We start from the raw sequence: 25,184 nt of genomic DNA on the forward strand, positions 1-25,184 counted from the left end.
CGTACTTACGCTCCTGGAGCCCCAGGACGTGCAGTTCAGCAGCTCCCGTACGGAAGGTCGCCCCGACACCATGACGCAGCGTGTGCTTACGACCGAGTCAGGCGCCCCGGTCGCCGACAACCAGAACTCCGCCACCGCCGGCGTCGGTGGCCCGATCCTTCTCCAGGACGGTCACCTCCTGGAGAAGCTCGCCCGCTTCAACCGGGAGCGCATCCCGGAGCGCGTGGTGCACGCCCGGGGCTCCGGCGCGTACGGCTACTTCGAGGTGACCGACGACGTCACGGGCTTCACCCGCGCCGACTTCCTCTCCGAGGTGGGCAAGCGCACCGAGACGTTCATCCGCTTCTCCACGGTCGCCGACTCGCTCGGCGGCGCGGACGCGGTACGCGACCCGCGCGGCTTCGCCCTGAAGTTCTACACGGACGAGGGCAACTACGACCTGGTCGGCAACAACACCCCGGTGTTCTTCATCAAGGACCCGATCAAGTTCCCCGACTTCATCCACTCGCAGAAGCGCGACCCGTTCACGGGCCGCCAGGAGCCGGACAACGTCTGGGACTTCTGGGCGCACGCCCCCGAGGCGACGCACCAGGTGACCTGGCTGATGGGCGACCGGGGCATCCCGGCCTCCTACCGCCACATGAACGGCTACGGCTCGCACACCTACCAGTGGACGAACGCCGCGGGCGAGGCCTTCTTCGTCAAGTACCACTTCAAGACCAACCAGGGTGTGCGCTCGCTCTCCGCCGAGCAGGCCGCGGAGCTCGTCGGCAAGGACGCCAGCTCCCACCAGACGGACCTGCTCCAGGCCATCGAGCGCGGGGTCAACCCGTCCTGGACCCTGTACGTGCAGGTCATGCCGGCCGCCGAGGCGGCGGACTACCGCTTCAACCCGTTCGACCTGACCAAGGTGTGGCCGCACAGCGACTACCCCCTCCAGCGCGTCGGCCGGCTGGTCCTGGACCGCAACCCGGACAACGTCTTCGCCGAGGTCGAGCAGGCCGCGTTCTCCCCGAACAACTTCGTGCCCGGCATCGGCCCGTCCCCGGACAAGATGCTCCAGGGCCGGCTGTTCGCCTACGCGGACGCGCACCGCTACCGGCTGGGCGTCAACCACACCCAGCTTCCGGTGAACGCCCCGCGCACGGCCGTCGTCGACAACTACGGCCGCGACGGGCTGCACGCCACGCGCAACGGCGCGCGGCACGACAAGAACTACGAGCCCAACTCGTACGCGGGCCCCGCCCAGACGGACGCGGCGTTCTCCGCCCCGCTGCCCGTCCAGGGCTGGACCGGCACCCACGAGGCACCGGCCCACACCAAGGACGACGACTTCTTCCAGGCAGGCGAGCTGTACCGGCTGATGTCGGCCGACGAGAAGGACCGGCTGATCGCCAACATCGCGGGCGGGCTGTCCCAGGTCACCCGCGACGACGTGATCGAGAAGAACCTCGCCCACTTCCACGCGGCGGACCCGGAGTACGGCAAGCGCGTGGAGGAGGCAGTCCGCGCCCTGCGCGAGGACTAATACCGGGAGGGGCACCGCCCCCTCCCCCCAGACCCTGCCCGCGCCGTCGTGCCCACCCGGATGAGGGGTTGCGCGCGACGCGGGCAGGACGAGGCCGCGGCGGTGGTGCGATGCCAGTGCGGTGGTACGCGGGTGGTGGCCCGGGCTCCTGACCTGAAGGCCCCGGACCCACTTCCCTTCGCCCCCGCCGCGGCCCCTGTTTTTCCCCGAACCGGGCGTGGAGTACGGATTACGGTCCCGTGCTCCACGCCCTTCGTGCGCCCTGCTCGCATCAGAAGACGGACCTCGCGGCCTCCAGCAGCACGGCGGTGCTTGCCTCGGGATCGTGGTCCATGGTGAGCGCCTGCTGGGGAAGCTGGGTCAGACGACCGACGAGGCCCTGGTTGGATGTCTCGGGTGGCAGGAGCCCGAAGACGTCCGAGTACCGGTCCTCTGTCGCGGAGCTGAAGAAGTCGGCATCGGTCACGCCTCGGGCCGCTGTGGTCAGTGCGGGTTCGGTCTCCGAAGCGATGTCCGGGAAGAGGATTCCGACCACGTGTCCTTCGGTGGCAGGCGGCAGCCCGAGCCAGGTTTCCAACTGATCGGGGAAGAACTGCGGCTTCATCTCCGCTCCCGACTTCTTCCGCAGCGGGGTGCGGTCGCCGGCGAGGAGCGCGCCGGTCACCCTCTGCGCCTGGGTGGGATGCATCCGTTCGCCGGCCCGTACGCGCGCGTACGGGCTCGTACCAGCCGAGGGCGTCCAGCAGGCCGAAGCCGATGGCCGCTGCACTGGGCCAGGGCAGGACGCGGATGACATCGCCGTCGAACCGAGCGAAAACTCGGTCATTGGCCAGGAGTTGGAGGCCGGTACGTGCGAGCAGGAATCCGGTGGTCGTCTTGCCGGCCCCCTTGTTGCCCAGCGCGAGGAGTGTGGCACCGCCGGTGGGGCGGGTGACGGCCGACGCGTGGAGGATCTGCCAGCCGTCGGTGAGGAGCTGCCCGCGGACGACCTCCCTCGCGACGCGGGCCGTAGCGGTGGCGACGGCCGTCTCCTAGGCACCGACGATGCGCATGCGGCCGACGGCCGGGTCCCATGCGTAGGACAACCCGTCCTCCGGCTGCGTCGCCGTGACAAGGCCGGCCCTGTCACGGCTGACCAGCATCGGGGCGGTGGCATAGGTGACCTCCTCCGGTCGCCCGGCCAGCACGCGGGCTCCGGTCTCGCCATGCTGTTCCTCATCGACGTCAGCACGGATCACCGGGCCGGTGGCGGTGCCCGGGCCGACATCAGCGGCCGTCCGCCACAGACCCAGGTACCGGCCTGCCCAGTCGGTGATGGCGGAGTTCTGACTGACGACGGTGACCGATTGGTTGTCGGCCGTCGTGATGCGGGTCGCGAAGGTCATGAAGGGGACATCTCCTCGAGTGCGTGCAGCGCGTCCGCGAGGAGCAGAGCGTCGTCGGGATCCAGGTAGTCGAGACGGATACGGTTGCCGCCGTGCCGGCCCCGGCACTGCCCGCAGGTGGGCACCGACTCGACGAGCGGCACCTGCCCGGTCGCGGAGATCGCCCGCTCCAGTTCCCGGGCGAACCGCTCGTGGTCGTGCCAGTCCCCGAGGTCGAGGGCACAGAGAACCGCCTCGTCACCGCCGAGACTGCGGTACAGCAGCGTGGCCGCGTCCGGGTCGAACATGCCGATGTCGATGAGGGTCCGGCCCCCCATGGTCTGGATGTCCAGGCGCCGCTCGACGCCGATGTGCGCCAGCGCGCGATGCAGCTGCAGCGCCGCGTTCTGCACCTCGGTGAGACGGGCCTCGAACAGCCGCCCGAGGGAGCGGACTTCCTCGTCCGAAGGCAGAAGGAGAAGCAGTTCGTGGCCGGGACGGGGCAAGGGCTGTTCAAACCGCGCCACCTCTGCGGCAATGCCTTCGGCGAGCAGGTGGGCCCGCACGTTTCCGCGCGTCCAGGGGTGGGCGGCCGAAGGAGCCAACCGCAGGCGGCAGCCACCCGGCGTGCCGCCCTCCTCCAGCTCGAAGCCGAGACCGGCGTACTGCAGGACAAGCTTCAGGGCGCGAACGGCACCCATCGCGGTCGGCGCGGCGGCATCCTCGGCCGCAGTCGTCAGCGAGTTCGTCATGGGGTTGTCCTCGTTGGGTAGATCGAGCACCTGCTTGTGGTTTCACTCGCCCGGTTCGCATCCCGCAGGACCTCGGCTCGTCGACTTCCGTACGGAGCCACGGGCAACGGTCTGCGCGGGCGGAAGACATTCGGCCTGCGCGCTCAGAGTTCTTTGATGCCGACGAGTACGCGACCGATCAAGTTCGGGTCGGCCCGTGCGTCCCCTGACCCCCGGAGGTCATCCGTCGCGGGCCGGCCCGGGGACGACACCGAAGCGTCGCGCCCCTCATCCGGCCCCGTGGAAGCGAGTGCGATCTCCGCCCACACCACTTTGCCCGGCATGCCACGGGCCGGGTAGTAACCCCAGGCCCTGCTCATGGCCGCCACGATGAAGATCCCGCGCCCACCCGTCGCGTCGACGCCGACCTCCTTCAGAACGGGTGGCCTCACATCCCGGTCCCACACCGAAAGCCTGACGGCGCCGGGCACGGCCTCCACCAGCAGCTCGAAGGTCTGCACGGTGCTCTGCGACGAGAGCGGAAGCGCAGGCGCCGCGCCTTCTTCCGTGTGCCGCACGGCGTTGGTCGCCAGCTCGGACACCAGGAGCTTGGCCGTGTCGACGATGCCGGAGGACACGCCCCAGCCCAAGAGAACATCGGCAGTGTGCAGCCGCGCCAGAGCCACGGCATTGGGCGTATCCGCCAACGCGAGCCGGCTCCTCCGGGGCTGTTCGTGGGGCATGGCGAGCCTCCTGCTTCAGAGAGGGAACAAATGGTCACCAGTCACTCGCAAGGAGTGACCGGCATCCAGATAACTCCGCTTCTCCGAGGGCTGGTTAGGGCGTTCGAGCGCTCGCCTAACAGGCTCGCCTAGGGCGTTTTGACCTGCTCTTTACATGGTGGGTCGAGAGCATGACGGCTACCTTGCCCGCATGGACGCGATCCGCAACACCGTCCTTGAGACGTGGATGACCGAGCATGGGTATAGCTCCAACGGCCTTGCCGATGCCGTGAACAGCGCTGTCGAGGAGCTGACTGGACGGGCAGGCGGGCTCGACGGTTCATCGGTTCGGGCGTGGAAAGCGGGCCGAGTCATGTGGCCGAAGTCAGCCACCCGTACCGCGCTTGAGAACGTCACCGGATTACCCGCCGTCGCCTTAGGGTTCGTGCCGCGGAGCCGGTCCTCGCCCACCCCAGCGTCATCGCAGCAGGAGGAGCCCGAAATGAAGCGCCGTACCCTCATCGGCGGTATCGCTGCGGCAGCGGCCGCAGCAGCAACAGCCCCAACGACCGCGTCACCGCGCCGCATCGGCATGAGCGACGTCAACCGGCTGAACAAGCGCTTCGCCGAGATCATCGCCAGCGATCACCGCCACGGGGGACAACCCCGTATCGAGGCGCAGGCCGCTGCGCTCGCCAACGAGGCGCTGAACCTCCAGAACGCGGGCAGTGCCACTCAGCGAGTACGCAGCAGTCTCTACGCCTCCGGAGCCGCATTCCGCTCTTCTGCGATGTGGGCGGCCATCGATGGCCGGCGCTACGATGCCGCGAAGGCGCATATGCGCGAAGCCCAGGTCCTCTCGGAGATGTCGGGGGACCAGGCGATCAAGTTCCGCATCTGGAGTCACGCGGGCACCATGTACCGGCACATGGGCCGCCCCGCCGACGCGATTGCCGCCAATGATGTCGCCCGCAACCTTCACCTGACCCGCCGTGATCCGCTGTTCGCATGCCTGGGGCACGCCCGCCACGCCGCCACCCTCGGCGTCACGGGTGATGCAACTGCCGTGAAGCACGCTCTCGGCTGCGCCCAGGACGCATTCGAACGGGCTGATCCCGATCTCGCTCGTCCAGCGTGGATGGCCGGTGTGCGCAACGGCGCAGAACTCGAGACCCTCGCACTGTCGGCGTACCTCCGCCTCGGATGCTTCGAGCAGGCCGAGTCACACGCCCACCGGAGCCTGACCCTCCTTCCTTCTCAGATCCAGCGTGACCGCGCCATCAATACCGCCCGGCTCGCGCAGGCCCAACTTGGTCAGGGTGCACCCGACGCCGCTACGGCCACCGCGATGAGGGTCCCGGCCGAGGTGGCTACCCAACACGCCCGGGTCACCTGCATGCTGCGGGAGTTCGGGAATTCGTTGCGCACCTCCGCGCCGCGCAGCTCTGCCGTGGATACATGGAACGAGCACACCACCTCCTGGAAGACGACCACATGAGCATGCGGCTTGCTGCCAGCCGCACTACCCACTGCTCTCGGCACCGCCCGCGACGATCGTCTGCCGTGTACGCCGAGGTACGCGCCCCGCTGCTCCACCTGCCGAACTACGCGGTCACCGCGTTCGGCGAACGCATCGACCGGCATTCCACCGAACCGGGGTTCACTGCCGTCCTCGCGTACGCGGACAACCAACCGGTCGGCTACGCGTACAGCAACACCATCGAGCACGGCGACCGCTACTGGCAGCGCACCAGCCCGACTCCGGCGGAGCAGTACACCAAGCGCCCGGCCACGGCTCTCAAAGAGATCGGCGTCAGCCCGGCCTGGCGCAAGACCGGCACCGCCCGCCGCATCCACGACGCCCTCCTCGCCACCCGCGACGAGCCGTACGTGACGCTCATGGTCAACGGGGCCGCAGGCGACGGAAGGGTCCACGCGCTCTACAAGTCATGGGGCTACGAGGACATAGGCCAGAGCCAGCCGTCACCGGCCTCGCCGGTCCTCACCGTAGTGATCCGCCCCGTCCGATGACTGGTCTCGCGGCAGCCGCCGAGGAGTAAGGACCGCACTGGCGAGGGGCCCTCGCGGTCGTGACCGGGGCAGCGACCGGGACAGAGGCCGATCGGCGCGCGGTTGGGCTCACGCGGCGAGCACCGCCGTGACACCGAGAAGCACCTCCAACCCGGTCGCGGCCCCATCCTCGTCCGTAGCGTGGACCGTGATGATGCCGAGATCCGCGCCCGCCGGCGACGCCAGTCCTGTTCAGCATCCCGTGATCACCCCATCCCTGATGGGCTCTCCCAGCAACGCTGCCGTCCGCTGACCGCGATGCCGGGCGAAACCTCATTCACCGAGGGTGCACGCCTCAACGGACCTATTGCGCGCGATGCTCGCAGACGCGCCGTAGCGCTTTGCGCACGCCGAAAGGTAAAGGGGGTACCAAAACCCCCTAGGAAGCTCATCCTGGTTCCGCACCAAAACCCCTAACCAGTTCCAGCGCAGCCGGAGTTACCTGATGTACACGGCTTCGCACCGTCACGCAGTACCCGTCGCTTGCTGCATGACGGTGCCGGCCGCGAGCAGCAGGGCGATCCGGACGCGATGCGACTTCCGGGACCGGAAGGGCGGCCTCGTGGCCGCCGCCCGGAAGGCCGCTCAGCGGCCCGGATGTGACGGGCCGGGCGGTCGATCGGTTACCTCCCCGGCGCGGGGCCGACTCTCCGGACCCCGAGCCGACCCCGCGACCACCCGACCGAGCTCGGCGCAGCCGAGAAGGAGAACAGCGTGGACAGCACGAGCACCACGGACAGCGTGGAGAAGCCGCCCGAGCAGGAGTTGCGCGATGAGCTCGCCGAGAGCCTCATTGAGCTGGGAGCCGCCCGCAGCGCCCGCGTGATCGCCGCGTTCCGGAACGTCCGTCGCCACCTGGCCACCCCTGACGCGGACCTGGTCTCGACGTACGGCGCCGAAGTCGCGACGATCACCAAGACCGACGAGCGCGGGGTGCAGATCAGCTCGGTGTCCGCGCCGCGCGTCCAGGCCATGCAGATGGAGCAGGCAGACCTCGCGCCGGGGATGTCCGTGCTTGAGATCGGCTCCGGCGGCCCCAACGCCGCCCTTCTCTCGGAAGTGGTCGGCGACACCGGTCACGTGGTGACCGTGGACATCGATTCGGAGGTGACGGACCGCGCCTCGGCCTTCCTGAAGGAAACCGGGTATCGCAACGTCACCGTGGTCACCGCGGACGCGGAGGGCGGGGTACCCGACCATGCGCCGTTCGACCGGATCGTGGTGACGGTGCAGGCCGCCGACATCCCGCCTGCCTGGCTCGACCAGCTCAAGGAGGGCGGGCGTCTCGTCGTCCCGCTACGGATGCGAGGCATGACCCGCACCGTGGCCTTCGTCCGCGACGGTGACCGGCTCGTCAGCGACGGGTTCGAGCTGTGCGGCTTCGTGCCGATGCAGGGCGTCGGGGAGAACAGGGTCCGCCTCGCCGTGCTCCACGACGTGGAGGGCGAGCAGGTCGCTCTGCGCCTGGACGGTCACCCCGAGCCGGACACCGAAGCCCTGGCCAAGGCCCTCTCGATGCCGAGGAGCACGCGGTGGTCCGGTGTGACGCTCGGGGGCAGCGAGTCCAACGAACATCTCGACCTGTGGCTGACCACCGCGCTGGACAACCTGCCACTGCTGGCAGCGATGCCGGGCGCACGTTCCCGCGGGCTCGTCGCCTCGGTCTCCCCGCTCGGCATCCCCACGCTCGTGGACGGCGGCAGCTTCGCCTACCGCACGGTGCGGGCCACGGACCAGGAGGACCGCTACGAGCTGGGCGCCATCGGTCACGGCCCGCGCGGGCAGCAGCTCGCCGAGCGCCTGGTCGAGGAGATCCAGGTATGGGACCGCGAGCACCGCAGTGACCGCGCGCGCATCGAGGTCTATCCGGCGGGCGCGCCGGACGACCGTCTTCCCGCTGACGGCCGGCGTATCGAGCGGCGGCACTCGCGGGTCTCGATCACCTGGCCGTAGCCGCCACCGGCTACCACCAGGTCGCACAGGACATCCTCTACCACCTCCCCGAAGGAGAGCGAGATGGCACAGCAGATGAGCACCAAGCCCGGCACCGTACTGAAGGCGGCGACGGACTTCGGCGCCGACGCCGGGGACTTCGACCTGAACATCGAGACGGTTTCCTCGGCGCCCGTCATCGGCGCGCTACTGAACGACACCGGCGACAACTGCACGTCCACCTGCCAGTCGGCCTGCTCCAACAGCACCTGCATCGGCAGCTGACCCGGCGGCACCACACTCCCCGCAGCTGACGGGGTCCCGGGGGCGGGCAGACCGTCCGCCCCCAGGGCGCCGCGATCCGAAGGAGCACGGATGTACCGCCACGCTGACGCGAGCATGATCAGGACATCGGTGGTCCCGCTCGACGCCCCCGCCCTCGATTGGCCGGGTGAAGAGGCTGACGTCGAGGAGACCCGCACCTGGATCGAAGACGTCTGGGCGGACGACTCCCGCGCAGCGGCCATCAGCCACGCCTCTCCCCTACTGGCTCATGCCGTCCGGGACCTGGTGGCGGGCAAGCCGGTCAAACCCAGCCGCCTTCGCCGGCTCAGCCGGTCCCTGGCCCGCTACCTGCTCAGGATGCGTTACCGGGCGACCCCCTTCGGGCTGTTCGCCGGGCCGACCGTCGCGCGTATCGGGAAGGAGGCACACGTTCACTGGGGTCCACTGACCCGCGCGACCGCGCGCGCCGACGTCGCGTGGCTGCACGCCATCACCACCGCGTTGGAGAGCGACCTGTCCGTCCTGCGCTGCCTGGCGGTCGTTGCCGACCCCACCCACGTCGTACGGGGCTCCCGGATCACCGTGGTGAACCAGCCCGGCGAGGACGGGCCGACTGACACCAGCCTGCGACGTGCCCGTGCCGCCGAAGTGGCCCTGCGGCTCGCTCGCACCCCCGTCCCGGTCCGCGAACTGGCGGCCGAACTCGGCATCGAGTACCCCGAGGTCGCCGAGGCAGCCATTGAGGACATGATCCGCACACTGGTCACGCACCGGGTACTGCTGACCGAACTCCAGGCGCCGATGACCGCCCCTGACGCTCTTGGCCACTTGATCGCCCGGCTCGATGAGAGCGGCGCCGACACACGGACGTCCGACCGGCTTCGCGATGTCCACCGTGTTCTCGACCGTCACAACCGTGCTCTTCCCGCCGAGCAGCCGGGCCTGCGCGCGCAGGCCACTGGCGCGATGGCCGCACTCAGCGGCGTCACCGAGCAGAGCTTCGTTGTGAACGTGCGCCCGGACGGTGACGTGATCCTGCCCGAAGCCGTGGCCCGCGAGGCGGAGCAGGCTCTGAGCCTGATGGCCCGGATCACGCCCTATCCGCGCGGCTCGGCGGCCTGGCAGGACTACCGGGCACGGTTCCTGGACCGCTACAGCTTGGGCACCGTAGTCCCGGTCCGTGAACTGACCAGCCCTGACACCGGCCTGGGCTTCCCCGTCGGGTATCGCGGCACGGTTCTGCCCCGCCCCGCCCTCGCCACGACGCCGCGCGACGAACATCTGCTTGCCCTCGCACAGAACGCCGCGCTGACCGACCGGCGCGAGATCGTCCTCACCCAGGAAGATGTCGAAGCGCTGTCCGTCGGGGATCCGGTGGCACTCCCGGCCCACGTCGAACTGTGCTTCACCGTCTTCGCGCAGTCCACCCGCGCGCTGACGGAGGGACGGTTCGCCCTCTCCACCGTCGGCCTGTCCCTCGCTGCCGGTACCCTCACCGGCCGCTTCCTGCCGATGCTGGACGCGGCCGATCAAGCTCGGATGAAGGACGCGTACAGGGCCCTGCCGACCCTGACCGAAGGCGCGGCTCGTGCTCAGGTCTCCTCGCCTCCACTGCGCCGGCACACCTCCAATGTCGGGCGTGCTCCCCTGGTCGCCCCCGAGGTACTGGCCATCGGCGAGCACAACCCGGACGCCACCGTCGACCTGGACGACTTGGGGGTCGTCGGTGACGCCGAACGCCTCTGCCTCGTCTTCCTCTCCACGGGACAGTGCCTGGAACCCTCGGTGATGAGCGCGGTGGAGTTGAGTTCCGCCACACACCCCCTGGTCCGCTTCCTGACCGAGGTCCACCGCTTCCACACCGCCATCCCCCTGCCCTTCGCCTGGGGCGTCGCAGCCCGGCTGCCGTTCCTTCCAGAAGTGCGCCACGGCCGCACCATCCTGTCGGCAGCCTGCTGGCAACTGCGCGCCCGCGACCTTCCTGAAGCCGACCGGTGGACGGAGGACTTCATCAACTGGCGCACCCGCTACGGCGTGCCGCGCACGGTGTTCGTCGGTTCCACCGATCAGCAGCTCCGCCTGGACCTCGACCAGGCCGGTCACCGAGACCTCCTGCGAGCGGAGTTGGAACGTCACCGCACCCTGTCCTTGCACGAAGCGCCGGAGGAGAGCGCCTACGGCTGGATCGGCCGCGCCCATGAGGTGACCATGTCCTTCGCCGCCGACCAGCCCACCGCCCCCGCACCGAGCCGGCACACTGTCGCCCGCCGGGAGGACGGCCAGACCCCCGGCACTGCCGACACCGGATACCTGAAGCTGTACGGGAGCGCCGACCGCGCCGACGAAGTACTCAGCGCTCACCTCCCGCGTCTGCTCACGGACGTGGCCACGGTGCTCCGGGAGCCCTTCCCGAACGAGGACTCTGCCGAGCTGGTCGATGATCTGTCGGACCCGGCGGCGTGGTTCGTCCGGTACGCCGACCCCGACCCCCATCTCCGCATCCGCTTCAGCCTTCCCCGGCCCGGCGACTTCGCCGATACAGCCTGGGAAGTGGCCCGGTGGGCCGACGCGCTGCGTGAGGAGGGCCTGATCCAGCGCGTGCAGTGGGACACCTACGTGCCCGAAGCCGGCCGCTACGGGACCGGCCCCGCCCTGGCCGCTGCCGAGGCCTACTTCGCCGCCGACTCGGCTGCCGCGCTGGCGCAGATGCGCCTCGGCCTCCCCGCAGAACTGCGCCCGGCCATCACGGCCGCCTCGTACATGGACATCGCCTCCGGCTTCCTCGGCTCCCCCGGCGCCGCACACGCCTGGCTGACCGAACACCTGCTGCGCGCCGACGGCGCGACGGCACCCCGGCACACGCAGGCACTCGTCCTGCGGCTCACCGAGAACGACAACCAGGGCACGTCCCTGAGCGATTTCCCCGGCGGCGACGCCGTGCGCGACGCCTGGCAGAGGCGCCGCAGCGCGCTTTCCCGCTACCACAGCAAGCTCCTGCGCCCGGGCCCCGCGCCGGAGAGCGTGCTGCCGTCCCTCCTGCACATGCACCACAACCGCGTCGCCGGAATCGACCCCGACGCCGAGGCCCTGTGCCGACGCATGGTCCGCGCCGCCGCACTGTCCTGGACCGTCCGCACCGAAGGAGCCGCGCGGTGACCATTGCCCCACCCACCCCCGACACCTCCCTGTCCGCGCGGCAGTCCCTCGCGCACGGCCCCCTGAGCACAGCGCTGCTGCACATCGAGCGCGCACTGCGCGGTACGGGCGGCTGGACGGAGGCCCGCCGCATACTCGCCGCCACCGGCCCGCTCGTCGAGGGCCGCGAAGCCGGCCTCTTCCTCGGCGCCCCCGCAATGGCCTTCGCCCTGCACCTGGCCGCCGACGGAACCGACCGCTACGCCGGAGCCCTGCACACCCTCGATCAGGTCGTGGCCGCCCACACCCGCCCACGGCTCGCTGCCGCCCACGACCGGATCGACGCGGGCCTGCGCCCCACGTTCGCCGAGTACGACCTGTTGCGCGGCCTGACGGGGGTCGGCGCCCTGCTCCTCCGCCGCAACCCCCACGGCCCCGAGCTGCGCGGCATCCTTGACTACCTGGTCCGCCTCACCGAACCGCTCGCTGATCGCGCCGGGCAGCCCCTTCCCGGCTGGTGGGTGGCGCACGCCCCCGCCTCCGATCAGAACGCCACTCCCGGCGGGCACGCAAACGCCGGGCTCGCACACGGCATCGCCGGTCCACTCGCACTGCTCTCCCTGACCATGCGCGCAGGCGTTCACACCGAGCGCCAGGAACAGGCGATCCGACGCATCTGCCGGTGGCTGGACCAGATCCGGCAGAACGACGCCTACGGACTGCGCTGGCCGCGCTGGATCAGTCACCGCGGCGCCTCACCCGCCCGGCCCGCCGCACCGAGCTGGTGCTACGGCACACCGGGACTCGTACGCGCACAGCAGCTCGCCGCCATCGTTCTGGAAGACAACGACCGCAAACGCATGGCCGAACGAGCCCTCACCTACTGCCTGGCCGACACCCGCCGGCTCGACATGCTGGCCGACCGCGGGCTCTGCCACGGAGTCGGCGGCGTCCTCCGTACGGTGCAGCGTGTCGCAGCCGACGCGGACACTCCCGGCGAGTACGCCCACCGCTTCGAACCGCTCGTGCGGCGGTACCTGCTGGCCGCGGTCCCCGAGGAAGACGGCTTCCTCGTCGGCCGCGCGGGCGCCGCACTCGCCCACCTGGACGCCGAGGCCGCCACCACACCCCAAGGACAGTGGGACATCTGTCTCCTCCTGACATGACCGGCTACGATCCTGCCCGCGTCGAGCACGCGGTCCACAGCGTCTTCAGCGGCGGGCGCGTGGAAGACGCCGCACGAGCGGCCGATGTCCCGGCCGCACAGCTCGCCGAGGCCGTAGAGCGCTACCAGGCCGCCGGCCGGGCCGCGCTGGAAGGGACCACGCGCGGCTGGCATCAGGTCAACATCTTCTTCGTGGACTACGAACGTGCCGAACGCGCCTTTCGCGCCTACTTCTTGCCCAGGCTCCGCACCGGCGGACCGGTAGGACAATGGTGGTTCGTACGGAAGGCACCGCACTGGCGCCTGCGCTGCCACCCCGCTCCCGGAGCGACCGCGCGGGACGTAGCCGACCACATCGCAGCAATCCTCGACAGCTCCAAGTCGTGCGGTGCGACCGCCGGCTGGCACTCTGCCCTGTACGAGCCGGAAATGATCGCCTTCGGCGGGCCCGCCGGGCTGCCCCTCGCACATGCTCTGTTCCACACAGACAGCGAAGGCGTCCTCGACTACGCCGGCATCTACGAGGAAGGGCCCTCCGGCATCCTGGGGGCGAAGGAAACATCGCTTCTGACCATGTCGCTCCTCATGCGGGCGGCCCGGCTCGAAGCAGGCGAGCAGGGCGACGTATGGGGCCGCGTCGAAGAGCGACGGCCCCTCCCCAAGGATGTATCGCCGCAGCAGGTCAGTGCCATGACGGCACCCATGAGACGTCTCCTGCTGACCGATTCCCGCCCCCTCCTCACGACCGGTCCCCTCACGCCCGTCCGTCCGTGGGTCGAGGCCTTGCGACACCACGGCCGCCACCTCGCGGAGGCCGCCGAGGCAAGCACACTCAGCATCGGCAAACGCGCCATTCTCGCGCGGCACATCCTGTTCCACTGGAACCGGATGGGCTTCTCCGTCCGTCAGCAATCCATCTGGTCTCGGGCAGCACGAGAGGCCCTGCTCGGAGGCTGAGCAAGACGTCCTGCGCGTCGCTCGACAGCCAGGCCGTGTGCCGAGAGTGGATCTTGAACATGAGACGGTCCTGGACCGTGGCACGCGGAGATCCGACAGACGCGCAATGGCCGGTGCCGGAGCCGCTGTTACCGAAGGGCAAGAATCCCGGCCGCCCGCCGATATGGAGCCGGCGGCAGTTGATCGATGTCAGGTCAGGCTGCGGCGGGCAATGGCGGGAAACGCACAGCCGAAGAGCACCTACGGCCTCGTAGGTGCTCTTCGGGGGACAGCCCGCAGGCCCCCCGGACTCAGGCCTTCGCGTACGGCCTGATCGCCGTCGGGGCGTGGCCCGGTTCCGTCGCCACGTCCTCGAACTCGTTGACCGACGCGATGTCCGTACCGCTCATCGCGATGTTCGTGACGCGCTCCAGGATCGCCTCGACCACCACCGGGACCCGGTGCTCGGCCGCCAGCTTCTTCGCCTCCTCGAAGGCAGGCAGCAGCTGGTCCGGCTCGGTGACGCGGATCGCCTTGCAGCCCAGGCCCTCGACGACCTTGACGTGGTCCACGCCGTAGACGCCCAGTTCCGGGGAGTTGAGGTTCTCGAACTCCAGGTTGACCTGGAAGTCGATGTCGAAGTTGCGCTGCGCCTGGCGGATCAGGCCCAGGTAGGAGTTGTTGACCAGGACGTGCACGTACGGGATGCGGTGCTGGGCGCCGACCGCCAGTTCCTCCAGCATGAACTGGAAGTCGTAGTCGCCGGAGAGCGCGACGACCGAGCCCTCGGGGTCGGCGGTCGCGACGCCCAGCGCGGCCGGGATCGTCCAGCCGAGCGGGCCCGCCTGGCCGCAGTTGATCCAGTGGCGCGGCCGGTAGACGTGCAGCATCTGCGCGCCCGCGATCTGGGAGAGGCCGATCGTGGTGACGTACCGGGTCTCCGGGCCGAACGCCCGGTTCATCTCCTCGTAGACGCGCTGCGGCTTCAGCGGGACGTTGTCGAAGTGCGTGCGCCGCTGGAGGGTCGCCTTGCGCTCCTGTGTGGAGGCCGCCCACTGCGAGCGGTCCTTCAGCTTGCCGGCCGCCTTCAGCTCGCGCGCGACCTCGACGAACAGCTCCAGCGCGGCCTTGGCGTCGGAGGCGATGCCGAGGTCGGGGGCGAAGATCTTGCCCAGCTGGGTGGGCTCGATGTCGACGTGGACGAAGGTGCGGCCCTTCGTGTAGACGTCCAGCTTGCCGGTGTGGCGGTTGGCCCAGCGGTTGCCGATGCCGAGGACGAAGTCGGACTCCAGGAAGTTCGCGTTGCCGTAGCGGTGCGAGGTCTGGAGGCCGACCATGCCGGCGTTCAGCTCGTGGTCGTCGGCGATGATGCCCCAGCCCATCAGGGTGGGCACGACCGGGACGCCGGTCAGCTCGGCGAACTCCACCAGGAGTGCGGAGGCGTCGGCGTTGATGATGCCGCCGCCCGCGACGAGCAGCGGGCGCTCGGAGGCGTTCAGCATCTCGATCGCGCGCTCGATCTGCTTGCGGGACGCGGCGGGCTTGTGCACCGGCAGCGGCTCGTACAGATCGGGGTCGAACTCGATCTCGGTGAGCTGGACGTCGATCGGCAGGTCGATCAGGACCGGGCCGGGGCGGCCGGTGCGCATCAGGTGGAAGGCCTGCTGGAAGACGCCGGGGACCTGCGCGGCCTCCAGGACGGTGGTGGCCGCCTTGGTGACCGGCTTCGCGATCGAGGCGATGTCGACCGCCTGGAAGTCCTCCTTGTGGAGCACGGCGGTCGGGGCCTGGCCGGTGATGCACAGGATCGGGATCGAGTCCGCGATGGCGGAGTACAGGCCGGTGATCATGTCGGTGCCGGCCGGTCCCGACGTACCGATGCAGACGCCGATGTTGCCCGGGCGGGCCCGGGTGTAGCCCTCCGCCATGTGGGAGGCGCCCTCGACGTGACGGGCGAGCGTGTGGTGAACCCCGCCGGAGGCCTTGAGGGCCGCGTAGAAGGGGTTGATCGCCGCGCCCGGCACACCGAACGCGTTGCTGACGCCTTCGCGCTTGAGGATCTCAACTGCCGCTCGGGCAGCGGTCATTCGAGGCATTGAGTGCTCCTGCTCGGACCTGGGTGGAGTCGGGCTCTGTCGCGCCACCTGAGAGCACCAATTCCGCATTACGGAAACTTGATTCTGCTATACGGAAGCAAATCTAAAGCGCGTCCGGACAGCCGTCAAGAGAGCGCGAAGTGGCCCAAGTCCCTCCCCAGGACCTCGCTCTTGGTGGAGCATGGGGGTACGGAGCGGAGTCGGCCCGGTCTCCCGGGGGTCCGGCCGCGTCCGTACGCCCCCGGAAGGAGCCCATGGTGGAGTCAGTGCCGGTACGGTGCCCGGCCTGCCGCCGCGACCACGCGTATGTCACGCCCGTCTACCCGTGCCCGTGCGGCGCCCCGACCGCCCCGCCGCTGCTGCGCGGCGCCCCCGTCACCCCGATCACCCACCGCACCTGGAACGACGACTGGGTGACGGTGCGCTGCCGGGGCTGCGGACGGCACGACCAGTGGCCGCAGCCCGAGCTGTGCTGCCCGTGCGGAGCCGTGCTGCGCATCCCGGTCCGCCCGGTGGCGGCCGCCGGGCGCGCAGCGGGCAGGGACACCCGGCCCGCGCACATACCGCTGCCGCGCACGGCGGCGGCCCCGAGGCCCGCATTTCGGCCGCTCACGATCCGTACCGCGCGCGACGCGGTCGGCGCCGCCGCGCTCTATCTGCAGTGGCTGGGCTACCGCGACGTCAGCCAGCCGGCCACCCGCCCCGCGTCCCGGATCGATCTGCGGGCGGCCGGACTGATCGCCCAGGTCGACTCCACCACCCGGCCCACCGGCCTGCGCGACGTCGAGTGCCTGTGGCTCAACGCGCTCAACAGCTCCGTGTCCGGCGTGCTCTTCTCGCTCGCGGGGTACGCGCCGGAGGCCCGGGAGCGGGCGGACGGGCTCGCCATCCCGCTGTTCGTCATGGACCTCACAGGGACCCCACAGCCGGTGAACAGCCCGGCGGACGAGCTGGTCAGCACCGGCGCCTGACCTCCGCACCCCGTGACCGGCGGGGCCCCGGCGCGGCATACTGAGGCATGCGCATCCGCTCGGCCCGCCGCTCGGATCTCCCCCTGCTCCAGGAGATCGAACGCGCCGCGGGCGAACCTTTCCGCACCGTCGGCATGTCCTGGGTGGCCGACGACGACCCACCGCCCCTGGAGCTGCTGGACGGCTACCGCAGAGCGGGCCGTGCCTGGGTGACCGAGGGACCCGACGGGCTGCCGCTCGGCTATCTGATCGCCGACCCGGTCGACGGCGCCGCCCATATCGAGCAGATCTCCGTGCACCCATCGGCCGCCCGGCGCGGGCTGGGGCGCGGCCTCATCGCCCACCTAGACGGCTGGGCAGCCGCCGCAGGACTGGGCGCGCTGACCCTGACCACGTTCTCCCGCGTGCCGTGGAACGCGCCGTACTACGCCCGGCTCGGCTTCCGTGTCCTCACCGAGGCCGAACTCACCGACGGGCTGCGGAAGATCAGGACCGAGGAGGCGGAACACGGCCTGGACCGGTGGCCGAGGGTCTGCATGCGCCGCGACGTCCCGTACGCCGACGTGCCGTACCTCACAGAAACCGCCCGGCCACAGTGAGTGCAATCGGTCACGTTCGAGCCAGGGGCCACAGATGTTCGGTCCTTTGTCAGTGGCGGGCTCTAGAGTGGTGCGCATGGTCTTAACTCCACGGCTCACCCCACCCACGACCCCGCCCCGCACCGCGTTTCCCGCACAGCCGGCCCACCCGGCCGCCGTCGAGGCGAACGAGGCGATCCGCGCGCTCGTCGACGCCCGCGCCGGCCAGGACTGGTCCCCCGTGGAGTCCGCCGCGTACGAGGTCCTGCTCATCGAGTGGGCCGCCGCCACACAGGGCATAGCCGGCGACATCATCGAAGCCGCCTGACCGCGCCCCGGCGTGTGACCCCCTCGGCCCCGTCGGCGCCTACCGGCGGTAGTTCTCCCGCAGTTCGACCTTCCGGACCTTCCCGCTGACCGTCATCGGGAAGGTGTCCAGGATCTGCAGCAGGCGCGGGATCTTGTAGTGCGCCAGCTGCCCCGCGCAGAACTCCCGCACCTCCTCCAGCGTCGGCGGGTGCGCCGGGTCCGCCGGGACGACGCAGGCCAGCACCTCCTCGCCGTACCGCTCGTCGGGCACGCCCACGACCTGCACGTCCGCGATCCCGGTGTGACGGTAGAGGAACTCCTCGATCTCCCGGGGATAGACGTTCTCACCGCCCCGGATGATCATGTCCTTGATCCGGCCGACGATCTGGACGTAGCCGTCCTCGCGCATCACCGCGAGGTCGCCGGTGTGCATCCAGCGTCCCGCGTCGATCACCTCGGCGGTCCGCTCGGGCTGCTCCCAGTAGCCGAGCATCACGCTGTAGCCCCGGGTGCACAGCTCGCCGGAGACGCCGCGCTCCAGCGTCACGCCCGTCACCGGGTCGACGACCTTGACCTCGATGTGCGGCATCACCCGGCCGACGGTGCCGGTGCGCCGCTCCAGGTCGTCGTCGCGGCGGGTCTGGGTGGAGACCGGCGAGGTCTCCGTCATGCCGTAGCAGATGGACACCTCGTCCATGTGCATCTCCGCGACGACCCGCTTCATCACCTCGACCGGGCAGGGAGATCCGGCCATGATCCCGGTCCGCAGCGAGGACAGGTCGTACGAGGCGAAGTCGGGGAGGTTGAGCTCGGCGATGAACATCGTGGGCACCCCGTACAGCGAGGTGCAGCGCTCGCGCTGGACGGCGTCGAGCACGGCGGCCGGTTCGAAGGCGGGCGCCGGGATCACGATGCAGGCGCCGTGCGAGGTGATGCCGAGGTTGCCCATCACCATGCCGAAGCAGTGGTAGAAGGGGACCGGCAGACAGACCCGGTCGCGCTCGGTGTAGGCGACCAGCTCCCCCACGAAGTAGCCGTTGTTGAGGATGTTGTGGTGGGAGAGGGTGGCTCCCTTGGGGAAGCCGGTGGTGCCGGAGGTGTACTGGATGTTGATGGGGTCGTCGCAGGACAGCTCCGCCTCCCGCGCGGCGAGCTGATCCACCGTCACCGAATCGGCCACCGCGATCAGTTCGTCCCAGGAGCGGTCACCGATGTAGTGCACGGCCCGCAGCTCGGGGCAGTTGGCCCGGACCTCGTCGACCAGGGCCCGGTAGTCGCTGGTGCGGTGGGCGAGCGAGGCGACCAGCAGGGAGATCCCCGCCTGGTTCAGCACGTACTCCAGCTCGTGCGCCCGGTAGGCGGGGTTGATGTTGACCATGACGGCGCCGATGCGCGCCGTCGCGTACTGGACGAGTACCCACTCCGGGCAGTTGACCGCCCAGATCCCGACCCGGTCCCCCTTGGCCACGCCCGACGCCATCAGCGCCCGTGCCAGTTCCCCGACGGCCGCGCCGAGTTCGGCGTACGTCCAGCGCCGCCCCGACGGTACGTCGACGAGCGCCTCGCGGTCCGGGAAGGACCCGACCGCCCGGTCCAGGTTGCGGCCGATGGTGTCGCCCAGCAGCGCGGTGGTGCCGGTGCCATGGGCGTAGGACAGCTCGGTCACGTCAGGTCCCCTTCGGCGTACTCGGTGCCCGTGCCCCGGGCGGTGGCCTCGCGCAGCTCGATCCGGCGGATCTTGCCGGAGACGGTCTTGGGCAGCTCGGCGAACTCCAGCCGGCGGATCCGCTTGTACGGAGCCAGGACGGCGCGGGAGTGGGCGAACAGCACCTTCGCGGTGTCCGGTCCGGGCTCCCAGCCCTCGGCGAGCACGATGTACGCCTTCGGCACGGCGAGGCGCACCGGGTCGGGCGCGGGGACGACCGCGGCCTCGGCGACGGCCTCGTGCTCCAGCAGGGCGCTCTCCAGCTCGAACGGGGAGATCTTGTAGTCGGACGCCTTGAACACGTCGTCGGCGCGGCCGATGTAGGTGATGTAGCCGTCCTCGTCGCGGGCGCCGATGTCGCCGGTGCGGTAGTAGCCGCCGGCCATGGCCTCGGCGGTGCGGTCGGGGTCGCCGTGGTAGCCGGTCATCAGGCCGACCGGGTGGGCCGACAGGTCGAGGGAGATCTCGCCCTCCACCGCGCCGGGCTCGCCGCTCACCGGGTCGAGCAGGACCACCTTGAAGCCCGGACTGGGGCGGCCCATCGAACCGGCCTTCAGCACCTGGCCGGGGGTGTTGGCGACCTGGACGGCGGTCTCCGTCTGGCCGAAGCCGTCGCGGATGGTGACGCCCCAGGCCCGCCGCACGGTCTCGATGACCTCGGGGTTGAGGGGTTCGCCCGCGGCGACGACCTCGCGCGGCGGGTTCGTCAGCTGGGACAGATCGGCCTGGATGAGCATGCGCCACACGGTGGGCGGGGCGCAGAAGCTGGTGATGCCCGAGCGGTCCATCTCGGCCATCAGCCGCCCCGCGTCGAAGCGGGTGTAGTTGAAGATGAAGACGGTGGCCTCGGCGCTCCACGGAGCGAAGAGGTTGGACCAGGCGTGCTTGGCCCAGCCGGGCGAGGAGATGTTGAGGTGGACGTCGCCGGGCTTGAGGCCGATCCAGTACATCGTCGACAAGTGGCCCACGGGGTACGACACATGGGTGTGCTCGACGAGCTTGGGGCTGGCGGTCGTGCCCGAGGTGAAGTAGAGCATCAGCGGCTCGTCGGCGTCGGTCTCCCGGTCCGCCGTGAAGGTGTCCGGCCGCTCGTCGGCACCGGCATAGTCGAGCCAGCCCTCGGTGGGCGCGCCGACGGAGATCCGGGTGTAGCGGCCGGGCACCTCGTCGAACTTGGCGGTGTCGGCGTCCCGGACCAGGACGTGCCGGACCCGGCCGCGCTCGACCCGGTCGCGCAGGTCGGCGGGGCCGAGCAGCGGGGTCGCGGGGATGACGACGGCGCGCAGCTTCATCGCGGCGAGCGCGGTCTCCCACAGCTCCACCTGGTTGCCGAGCATCACGAGGATGCGGTCGCCCTCGCGGACGCCCTGGGCGCGCAGCCAGTTCGCGGCCCGGTTGGAGCGGGCGGACATCTGTGCGAAGGACATCTCGGTGCGGCCGCCGTCCTCCTCCACGATGTGCAGGGCGGTGCGGTCGTTGTTCTCCGCGATGACGTCGAACCAGTCGAGGGCCCAGTTGAAGTGGTCGCTGCGGGGCCAGCGGAAACCCTCGTAGGCCGCGGTGTAGTCATCGCGGTGCCGCAGCAGAAAGTCCCGGGCGGCCCGGAACGTCTCCGTCGCACTGGTTGCCGACATGTGCCCTCCTTGTTGCGGACCGAATCATTGCGGACCCGACCGGTCTCTTAACATGATGTAAACAGTGACCCAGGTCTCACCACCCCCGAACGGGGGTGGAGCGGGGTGTCGCAGCCCCGGTCCGGGCAGAGAGGCGTCAGCGTGCCGGAATCCGTCGATGCGTTCGAGATGCAAGCGGCGCTGATGAGGCTGCGCCGGACGAGCGGGCTGCCCGTCGCGTTCGGCGGGCTGCTCTCGGACACCCGCCACGCCCGGATCGCCGAGCTGACCGGGGCGCAGACCTCGGCCTTGCGCGGGCTGGTGATCTCGGCCGGCAGCGGCCTGGGCGGCAAGTCGATCGCGCTGTCCCGGCCGTGCGCGGTGACGGACTACCACTCCTCGCGCCACATCAGCCACGAGTACGACACGGCGGTGGCCGCGGAGGGCCTGCGCTCGGTGGTCGCCGTCCCCGTCGTCGTCCGGCGCAAGGTGCGCGGTGTGCTCTACGGGGCGCTGCGCGAGCCCCTCACGCTCGGGGACCGCACGTTCGACGCGGCGGTGGCGGCGGCCCGTGACGTGGAGCAGGCGCTGGCCGTACGGGACGAGGTGCAGCAGCTGATGGCGGTGACGCGGGAGGAGGACACCGACCCCGGGGCGGCCCCCGGGGCCTGGGAGGACGTCCGGGAGGCGCACCGCGAGCTGCGGGCCCTGATGCCGAAGGTCGTGGACCCGGCGCTGCGCGACGAGCTGCTCGCGGTGTGCGGGCGGCTGGCCTCGGCGGCGGGCGTCCCGGGGCAGAAGTCGCGGGAGGTGCAGCTGGCGCCGCGCGAGGTGGACGTGCTGGCCTGTGTGGCGGCGGGCGCGACCAACGCGGTGGCGGCGGACCGGCTGGGGCTGCGCCCGGAGACGGTGAAGGGCTATCTGCGCGCCGCGATGCGCAAGCTCGGCGCGCACACCCGGCTGGAGGCGGTCGTCGCGGCCCGCCGGGCGGGGCTGCTGCCATAGGGCCCGGCCGCCGCCTGTCGGTGGGCCGGGCGGTCGGCGGGTCGGTCGGCGGGCCGGTCGGCGGGCCGACAGGTCAGTCGCCGAAGTCGATGAACGAGGCGAACCGGATGTCGTAGCCGTTCCTGTCGGTGGTGGCCTTCGTCATCACCGAGAGCAGGGCGACGGCCTCCTCCGTGACCGCGTCCCGCTCGGCGGGCGTGAGCCGGCGCAGCCCCTGCACGGTGAGGATCGTGGGGGCGCCGCGCCTGCCCTCCTCCAGCCGCCAGAGCGCCGCGAGGAATCCGTCCGCCAGCACGGTCCCGTACGCCTGGTTGCCCACCCCGTTGCGGCCCTTGAAGCGCGGCGGGATGACGCGGGTGCGGTCCGCGTGGGCGAGCAGGACGTTGTCGAACTCCGGCAGGAAACGCGGCGGGGCGGGGGTGTCCTCCTCGGGGCGCGGGGCGTCGGGCAGATCGAACAGCTCGACGCCGTGCTCGTCACGGAAGGTGACGAGCCGGGGCCGCAGCCGGTCGAAGACCTCCCGCAGCCGGGTCAGCCCGGCCCACGCCTGCATGTCCTTGACCGAGGCCGGGCCGAAGGCCGCGAGGTAGCGCAGCACGGTGGCGTCCGGCGCGGGCGCCGGTTCGGTGCGGCGGCCGAGCCAGTGCTCGGCGGTGGTCAGCCTGACCGCGCCGCTGCGGCCCCACACCCCGCGCGGGGTGACCTGGACCAGCGGCAGCAGACAGCGCGCGGCCGTGCTCAGGGCGGGCGGGTCCGCGTCGGGCCACTCGGTGAGCAGCCGCTCCCGGATCTCCTTCGGGGTGCGGGGTTCCTCCTGGACGAACTCCCTGCTCAGGTCGCGGAGCCGGTCCAGGTCCACGCCCACCAGGCGTTTGCGGAAGAGCCGCAGTTCCCGGTCGCGGGCCTCCTGCACGAGCGGACGCAGGGCCAGCGCGTCGTCGGCGGTGTGGGTGTGGATGGTGGAACGCAGGGTGACGACGCGGACGACCTCGCGCGACTCCATCAGGTCGGCGAGCGCGGCCGGGTCGAACCCCTCCAGCCTGGCGAGGAGCTGGTAGTACGGCGGGCTGGTGTTCTGCGCCTGGAGGCCGACGAGGTGGGCGACGGCCTCCTTGGGGGTCATCGCGGAGCGGCGGAGCAGGAGTTGGCGCTCCAGGGTCGCCCGCCCCAGGGCCCTCGGCGAGAGGACGGGGGCTGCGCCGGCGGAGGTCTTCTTCTTCACGGCCATGGACGGCACGCTACGCGCCCATCCGGTCAGGTTCCGTCCTGATGCGGGCGGCATGGTGGGGGCGGCATGGTGGGCGGTGCGGCGGAGCGCCATGCCGCAGGGCGGCGGGACCCGGGATCGGGCGCGGGCCGCCCGCATCATGGACCGGTGATCAGCGTCCTGTTCGCCGTCCTGACCGCGCTCAGCAACGGCTCCGCCTCCGTCTTCCAGCGCCGTGCCGCGCTCAACGTGCCCGACTCCGAGGCGATGCGGGTGTCGCTGATCGGCCATCTGCTGCGCCAGAAGGTGTGGCTCGCGGGCATCGCCCTGGTGATCGTCGCCGCCGTCTGCCAGGCCGTGGCGCTGGCGACGGGCCCGATCGCGGTGGTCCAGCCGATCTTCGTGATCGAGCTGCCGGCGACGCTGCTGATGGCGGGGTTCGTGATGCGCGTACGGCTGCCCCGGGCGGTCTGGTACGGGGTGGCCGCCGTGACGGTGGGGCTGGCGCTCGGCATGGCCTCGGCCGCGCCGGGCGGCGGCAGCGAGATGGTGCGGGGGGCCGCGTGGATCCCGGCGCTGATCCTGACGGGCCTGTTCGAGGCGGCGCTGATCGCCGGGGCCATGGCCACCCGGGGCAACCCCCGGGCCGCCCTGCTCGGCCTGGCCGCCGCCTGCGGGTACGCGCTGACCGCCGCCCTGATGAAGGACGCCGTGGCGCGGCTCGGCGACGGGGACGGAGTGGCGGCGCTCTTCACGTCCTGGCAGCTGTACGCCACCGCGGCGGCCGGCGTCGGGGCGCTGTTCCTGCTCCAGAACGCCCTTCAGGCGGGCACGCTGGTCGCCGTGCAGCCGTGTCTGACGCTGGGCGACGCCCTGATCAGCGTGCTGTACGGGGTGACCCTGTTCGGCGAGGAACTGCGCACCGGCTGGTGGGTGCTGCCCGAGCTGCTGGCCCTGGGCCTGATCGCCGCGGGCTGTGCGGAACTTGCGCGGTCCCCGCTGGCCTCCGGGAACGCCGCGGCCCCGGCCCGTACGCGCCGGGTGGACTGAGCCACCTCGCGTGCGGGCCGGGGCCGGTCGTTCCAGGAACACGCCCCGGCGGCGGTGGGCCGGCTACTTGCTCACGGCTGCAACTTGCTCACAGCCGCTACTTGCTCACGGCGAAACGCATCAGGGCCTGCTCGGCGCCCTGCTTGATCTTCCCCGTCTCGTTGATCACCTGAAGCTTCCAGGCGCCGCCGACCCGCATCGCCTTGGCCACGGCGCAGCCGTTGTCGTTGCTGAGCAGGCTCGGCCAGATGTCGGCGACCTGCTGGCTGCTGCCGCCGGTCGCGTCGTACACCTTGAAGCTGATGTTGCGCGCGTTCTGGAAGGAGCTGCCCTTCTTGTACGCGGCGGCGATGAAGACGATGGACGTGATGTTCGGCGGGACGCGCGCGAAGTCGACGGTCACCGTCTCGTCGTCGCCGTCGCCCTTGCCGGTCTGGTTGTCACCGCTGTGCACCAGCGAGCCGTTGCCCAGCGGGTCCAGGGAGTCCAGGCCGGCCAGCCGGACCGGGTCCGCGCCCTGCATCGCGATGGCGATGAGGTCGAGGTCCGTGCCCTTCTTCTGGCGCAGCTTCCCCATCAGCCCGCCACTGCTGCCGACCGTGGGGTCCCAGGAGACACCGATGGACAGGTGGGTCACCCCGTCGAGGTCCGCCGGGCCGTCTTCCTTGTTCAACGTGATCATTCGTGATCCTCTTCGTGGCGAGATTCCTACAGGTTGAGTGTGCCTGGTGTCCTGCGGAGACAGCCCACCAGGGGCAAAATTTCGACCAAGTGTTGGACGC

The 25,184-nt window shown here is 70.7% G+C and carries 21 protein-coding genes and 1 pseudogene; 13 read left to right on the plus strand and 9 right to left on the minus strand.

The window, feature by feature from the left end; translation table 11 throughout:
* Positions 1-70 precede the first annotated feature (70 nt).
* Positions 71-1,528, plus strand: coding sequence for a catalase (locus tag RLT58_RS06430; RefSeq protein ID WP_311309423.1), 1,458 nt, complete (start codon positions 71-73; stop codon positions 1,526-1,528).
* Between the two features lie 271 nt (positions 1,529-1,799).
* Here RLT58_RS06430 and RLT58_RS06435 read toward each other — a convergent pair whose 3' ends face one another.
* From RLT58_RS06435 to RLT58_RS06450, 4 genes are all read right to left on the minus strand, one after another.
* Positions 1,800-2,192 carry a hypothetical protein gene (locus tag RLT58_RS06435; protein WP_311309424.1) on the minus strand — a complete coding sequence of 131 codons (393 nt, stop codon included), beginning with the start codon at positions 2,190-2,192 and terminating at the stop codon, positions 1,800-1,802.
* Between the two features lie 367 nt (positions 2,193-2,559).
* Entirely contained in the window at positions 2,560-2,913 is a 354-nt protein-coding gene (locus tag RLT58_RS06440; protein WP_311309425.1) for a hypothetical protein, read from the minus strand.
* On the minus strand, positions 2,910-3,644 hold the full coding sequence (locus RLT58_RS06445; protein WP_311309426.1) for a hypothetical protein: 735 nt from the start codon (positions 3,642-3,644) through the stop codon (positions 2,910-2,912). The genes RLT58_RS06440 and RLT58_RS06445 overlap by 4 nt, the downstream gene beginning before the upstream one ends.
* 143 nt (positions 3,645-3,787) lie before the next feature.
* A complete protein-coding gene (locus RLT58_RS06450) occupies positions 3,788-4,366 on the minus strand; it encodes an ATP-binding protein (RefSeq protein WP_311309427.1) in 579 nt (192 codons plus the stop codon).
* 190 nt (positions 4,367-4,556) lie between these two features.
* Here RLT58_RS06450 and RLT58_RS06455 point away from each other — a divergent pair, with 190 nt between their 5' ends.
* From RLT58_RS06455 to RLT58_RS06485, 7 genes and pseudogenes are all read left to right on the plus strand, one after another.
* Entirely contained in the window at positions 4,557-5,843 is a 1,287-nt protein-coding gene (locus RLT58_RS06455) for an NsdA family TPR-like regulatory protein (RefSeq protein WP_311309428.1), read from the plus strand.
* Between the two features lie 9 nt (positions 5,844-5,852).
* Positions 5,853-6,376 (plus strand): annotated as a pseudogene (locus RLT58_RS06460) (GNAT family N-acetyltransferase).
* A 753-nt stretch (positions 6,377-7,129) separates the two neighbouring features.
* The gene (gene fxlM, locus RLT58_RS06465; protein ID WP_311309429.1) at positions 7,130-8,368 is read left to right on the plus strand and encodes a methyltransferase, FxLD system; all 1,239 of its coding nucleotides are present in this window, start codon (positions 7,130-7,132) and stop codon (positions 8,366-8,368) included.
* A gap of 63 nt (positions 8,369-8,431) precedes the next feature.
* Positions 8,432-8,632 (plus strand): FxLD family lanthipeptide, encoded by a 201-nt coding sequence (locus RLT58_RS06470; RefSeq protein WP_311309430.1) that lies wholly within the window; start codon positions 8,432-8,434, stop codon positions 8,630-8,632.
* 90 nt (positions 8,633-8,722) lie between these two features.
* A complete protein-coding gene (locus RLT58_RS06475) occupies positions 8,723-11,788 on the plus strand; it encodes a lantibiotic dehydratase (protein ID WP_311309431.1) in 3,066 nt (1,021 codons plus the stop codon).
* On the plus strand, positions 11,785-12,933 hold the full coding sequence (locus tag RLT58_RS06480) for a lanthionine synthetase C family protein (RefSeq protein WP_311309432.1): 1,149 nt from the start codon (positions 11,785-11,787) through the stop codon (positions 12,931-12,933). Before RLT58_RS06475 ends, RLT58_RS06480 begins: the two co-directional genes overlap by 4 nt.
* Complete coding sequence (locus tag RLT58_RS06485) at positions 12,930-13,889, plus strand: thiopeptide-type bacteriocin biosynthesis protein (protein WP_311309433.1); 960 nt, start codon at positions 12,930-12,932, stop codon at positions 13,887-13,889. The genes RLT58_RS06480 and RLT58_RS06485 overlap by 4 nt, the downstream gene beginning before the upstream one ends.
* 290 nt (positions 13,890-14,179) lie before the next feature.
* Here RLT58_RS06485 and gcl read toward each other — a convergent pair whose 3' ends face one another.
* Positions 14,180-15,955, minus strand: coding sequence for a glyoxylate carboligase (gene gcl, locus RLT58_RS06490; RefSeq protein ID WP_311309434.1), 1,776 nt, complete (start codon positions 15,953-15,955; stop codon positions 14,180-14,182).
* A 266-nt stretch (positions 15,956-16,221) separates the two neighbouring features.
* Here gcl and RLT58_RS06495 point away from each other — a divergent pair, with 266 nt between their 5' ends.
* From RLT58_RS06495 to RLT58_RS06505, 3 genes are all read left to right on the plus strand, one after another.
* The gene (locus tag RLT58_RS06495) at positions 16,222-16,935 is read left to right on the plus strand and encodes a hypothetical protein (protein WP_311314427.1); all 714 of its coding nucleotides are present in this window, start codon (positions 16,222-16,224) and stop codon (positions 16,933-16,935) included.
* Between the two features lie 47 nt (positions 16,936-16,982).
* Positions 16,983-17,534, plus strand: a complete 552-nt coding sequence (locus RLT58_RS06500) for a GNAT family N-acetyltransferase (RefSeq protein WP_311309435.1) — start codon at positions 16,983-16,985, stop codon at positions 17,532-17,534.
* A gap of 76 nt (positions 17,535-17,610) precedes the next feature.
* Positions 17,611-17,841 carry a hypothetical protein gene (locus RLT58_RS06505; protein WP_311309436.1) on the plus strand — a complete coding sequence of 77 codons (231 nt, stop codon included), beginning with the start codon at positions 17,611-17,613 and terminating at the stop codon, positions 17,839-17,841.
* Between the two features lie 39 nt (positions 17,842-17,880).
* Here the strand turns inward: RLT58_RS06505 and RLT58_RS06510 are convergent, their stop codons facing one another.
* Together RLT58_RS06510 and RLT58_RS06515 are read right to left on the minus strand one after the other, a co-directional pair.
* The gene (locus tag RLT58_RS06510) at positions 17,881-19,488 is read right to left on the minus strand and encodes an AMP-binding protein (RefSeq protein ID WP_311309437.1); all 1,608 of its coding nucleotides are present in this window, start codon (positions 19,486-19,488) and stop codon (positions 17,881-17,883) included.
* Positions 19,485-21,161, minus strand: coding sequence for an AMP-binding protein (locus tag RLT58_RS06515; RefSeq protein WP_311309438.1), 1,677 nt, complete (start codon positions 21,159-21,161; stop codon positions 19,485-19,487). The genes RLT58_RS06510 and RLT58_RS06515 overlap by 4 nt, the downstream gene beginning before the upstream one ends.
* Before the next feature lie 141 nt (positions 21,162-21,302).
* Here RLT58_RS06515 and RLT58_RS06520 point away from each other — a divergent pair, with 141 nt between their 5' ends.
* Positions 21,303-22,145, plus strand: coding sequence for a helix-turn-helix transcriptional regulator (locus RLT58_RS06520; RefSeq protein WP_311309439.1), 843 nt, complete (start codon positions 21,303-21,305; stop codon positions 22,143-22,145).
* Positions 22,146-22,218: 73 nt separating this feature from the next.
* Here the strand turns inward: RLT58_RS06520 and RLT58_RS06525 are convergent, their stop codons facing one another.
* Positions 22,219-23,373, minus strand: a complete 1,155-nt coding sequence (locus RLT58_RS06525; protein ID WP_311309440.1) for a winged helix DNA-binding domain-containing protein — start codon at positions 23,371-23,373, stop codon at positions 22,219-22,221.
* 147 nt (positions 23,374-23,520) lie between these two features.
* Here RLT58_RS06525 and RLT58_RS06530 point away from each other — a divergent pair, with 147 nt between their 5' ends.
* Positions 23,521-24,402, plus strand: coding sequence for a DMT family transporter (locus RLT58_RS06530; protein ID WP_311309441.1), 882 nt, complete (start codon positions 23,521-23,523; stop codon positions 24,400-24,402).
* A 97-nt stretch (positions 24,403-24,499) separates the two neighbouring features.
* On the opposite strand, the gene RLT58_RS06535 is transcribed toward RLT58_RS06530, so the two are convergent.
* Positions 24,500-25,084 (minus strand): TerD family protein, encoded by a 585-nt coding sequence (locus tag RLT58_RS06535; RefSeq protein WP_311309442.1) that lies wholly within the window; start codon positions 25,082-25,084, stop codon positions 24,500-24,502.
* Positions 25,085-25,184: the final 100 nt, after the last annotated feature.

It is taken from the genome of Streptomyces sp. ITFR-16, assembly GCF_031844705.1.
Taxonomy (GTDB): domain Bacteria; phylum Actinomycetota; class Actinomycetes; order Streptomycetales; family Streptomycetaceae; genus Streptomyces.

What these genes read in the sequence shown, in the direction of transcription:
- RLT58_RS06475 (WP_311309431.1), top strand. Translation starts at nt 8,723, where the DNA reads ATGTACCGCCACGCTGACGCGAGCATGATCAGGACATCGGTGGTCCCG.
- RLT58_RS06430 (WP_311309423.1), top strand. Translation starts at nt 71, where the DNA reads ATGACGCAGCGTGTGCTTACGACCGAGTCAGGCGCCCCGGTCGCCGAC.
- RLT58_RS06445 (WP_311309426.1), bottom strand. Translation starts at nt 3,644, where the DNA reads ATGACGAACTCGCTGACGACTGCGGCCGAGGATGCCGCCGCGCCGACC.
- RLT58_RS06500 (WP_311309435.1), top strand. Translation starts at nt 16,983, where the DNA reads ATGCGCATCCGCTCGGCCCGCCGCTCGGATCTCCCCCTGCTCCAGGAG.
- RLT58_RS06450 (WP_311309427.1), bottom strand. Translation starts at nt 4,366, where the DNA reads ATGCCCCACGAACAGCCCCGGAGGAGCCGGCTCGCGTTGGCGGATACG.
- RLT58_RS06525 (WP_311309440.1), bottom strand. Translation starts at nt 23,373, where the DNA reads ATGGCCGTGAAGAAGAAGACCTCCGCCGGCGCAGCCCCCGTCCTCTCG.
- gcl (WP_311309434.1), bottom strand. Translation starts at nt 15,955, where the DNA reads ATGACCGCTGCCCGAGCGGCAGTTGAGATCCTCAAGCGCGAAGGCGTC.
- RLT58_RS06515 (WP_311309438.1), bottom strand. Translation starts at nt 21,161, where the DNA reads ATGTCGGCAACCAGTGCGACGGAGACGTTCCGGGCCGCCCGGGACTTT.
- RLT58_RS06485 (WP_311309433.1), top strand. Translation starts at nt 12,930, where the DNA reads ATGACCGGCTACGATCCTGCCCGCGTCGAGCACGCGGTCCACAGCGTC.
- RLT58_RS06535 (WP_311309442.1), bottom strand. Translation starts at nt 25,084, where the DNA reads ATGATCACGTTGAACAAGGAAGACGGCCCGGCGGACCTCGACGGGGTG.
- RLT58_RS06505 (WP_311309436.1), top strand. Translation starts at nt 17,611, where the DNA reads ATGGTCTTAACTCCACGGCTCACCCCACCCACGACCCCGCCCCGCACC.
- RLT58_RS06440 (WP_311309425.1), bottom strand. Translation starts at nt 2,913, where the DNA reads ATGACCTTCGCGACCCGCATCACGACGGCCGACAACCAATCGGTCACC.
- RLT58_RS06470 (WP_311309430.1), top strand. Translation starts at nt 8,432, where the DNA reads ATGGCACAGCAGATGAGCACCAAGCCCGGCACCGTACTGAAGGCGGCG.
- RLT58_RS06455 (WP_311309428.1), top strand. Translation starts at nt 4,557, where the DNA reads ATGGACGCGATCCGCAACACCGTCCTTGAGACGTGGATGACCGAGCAT.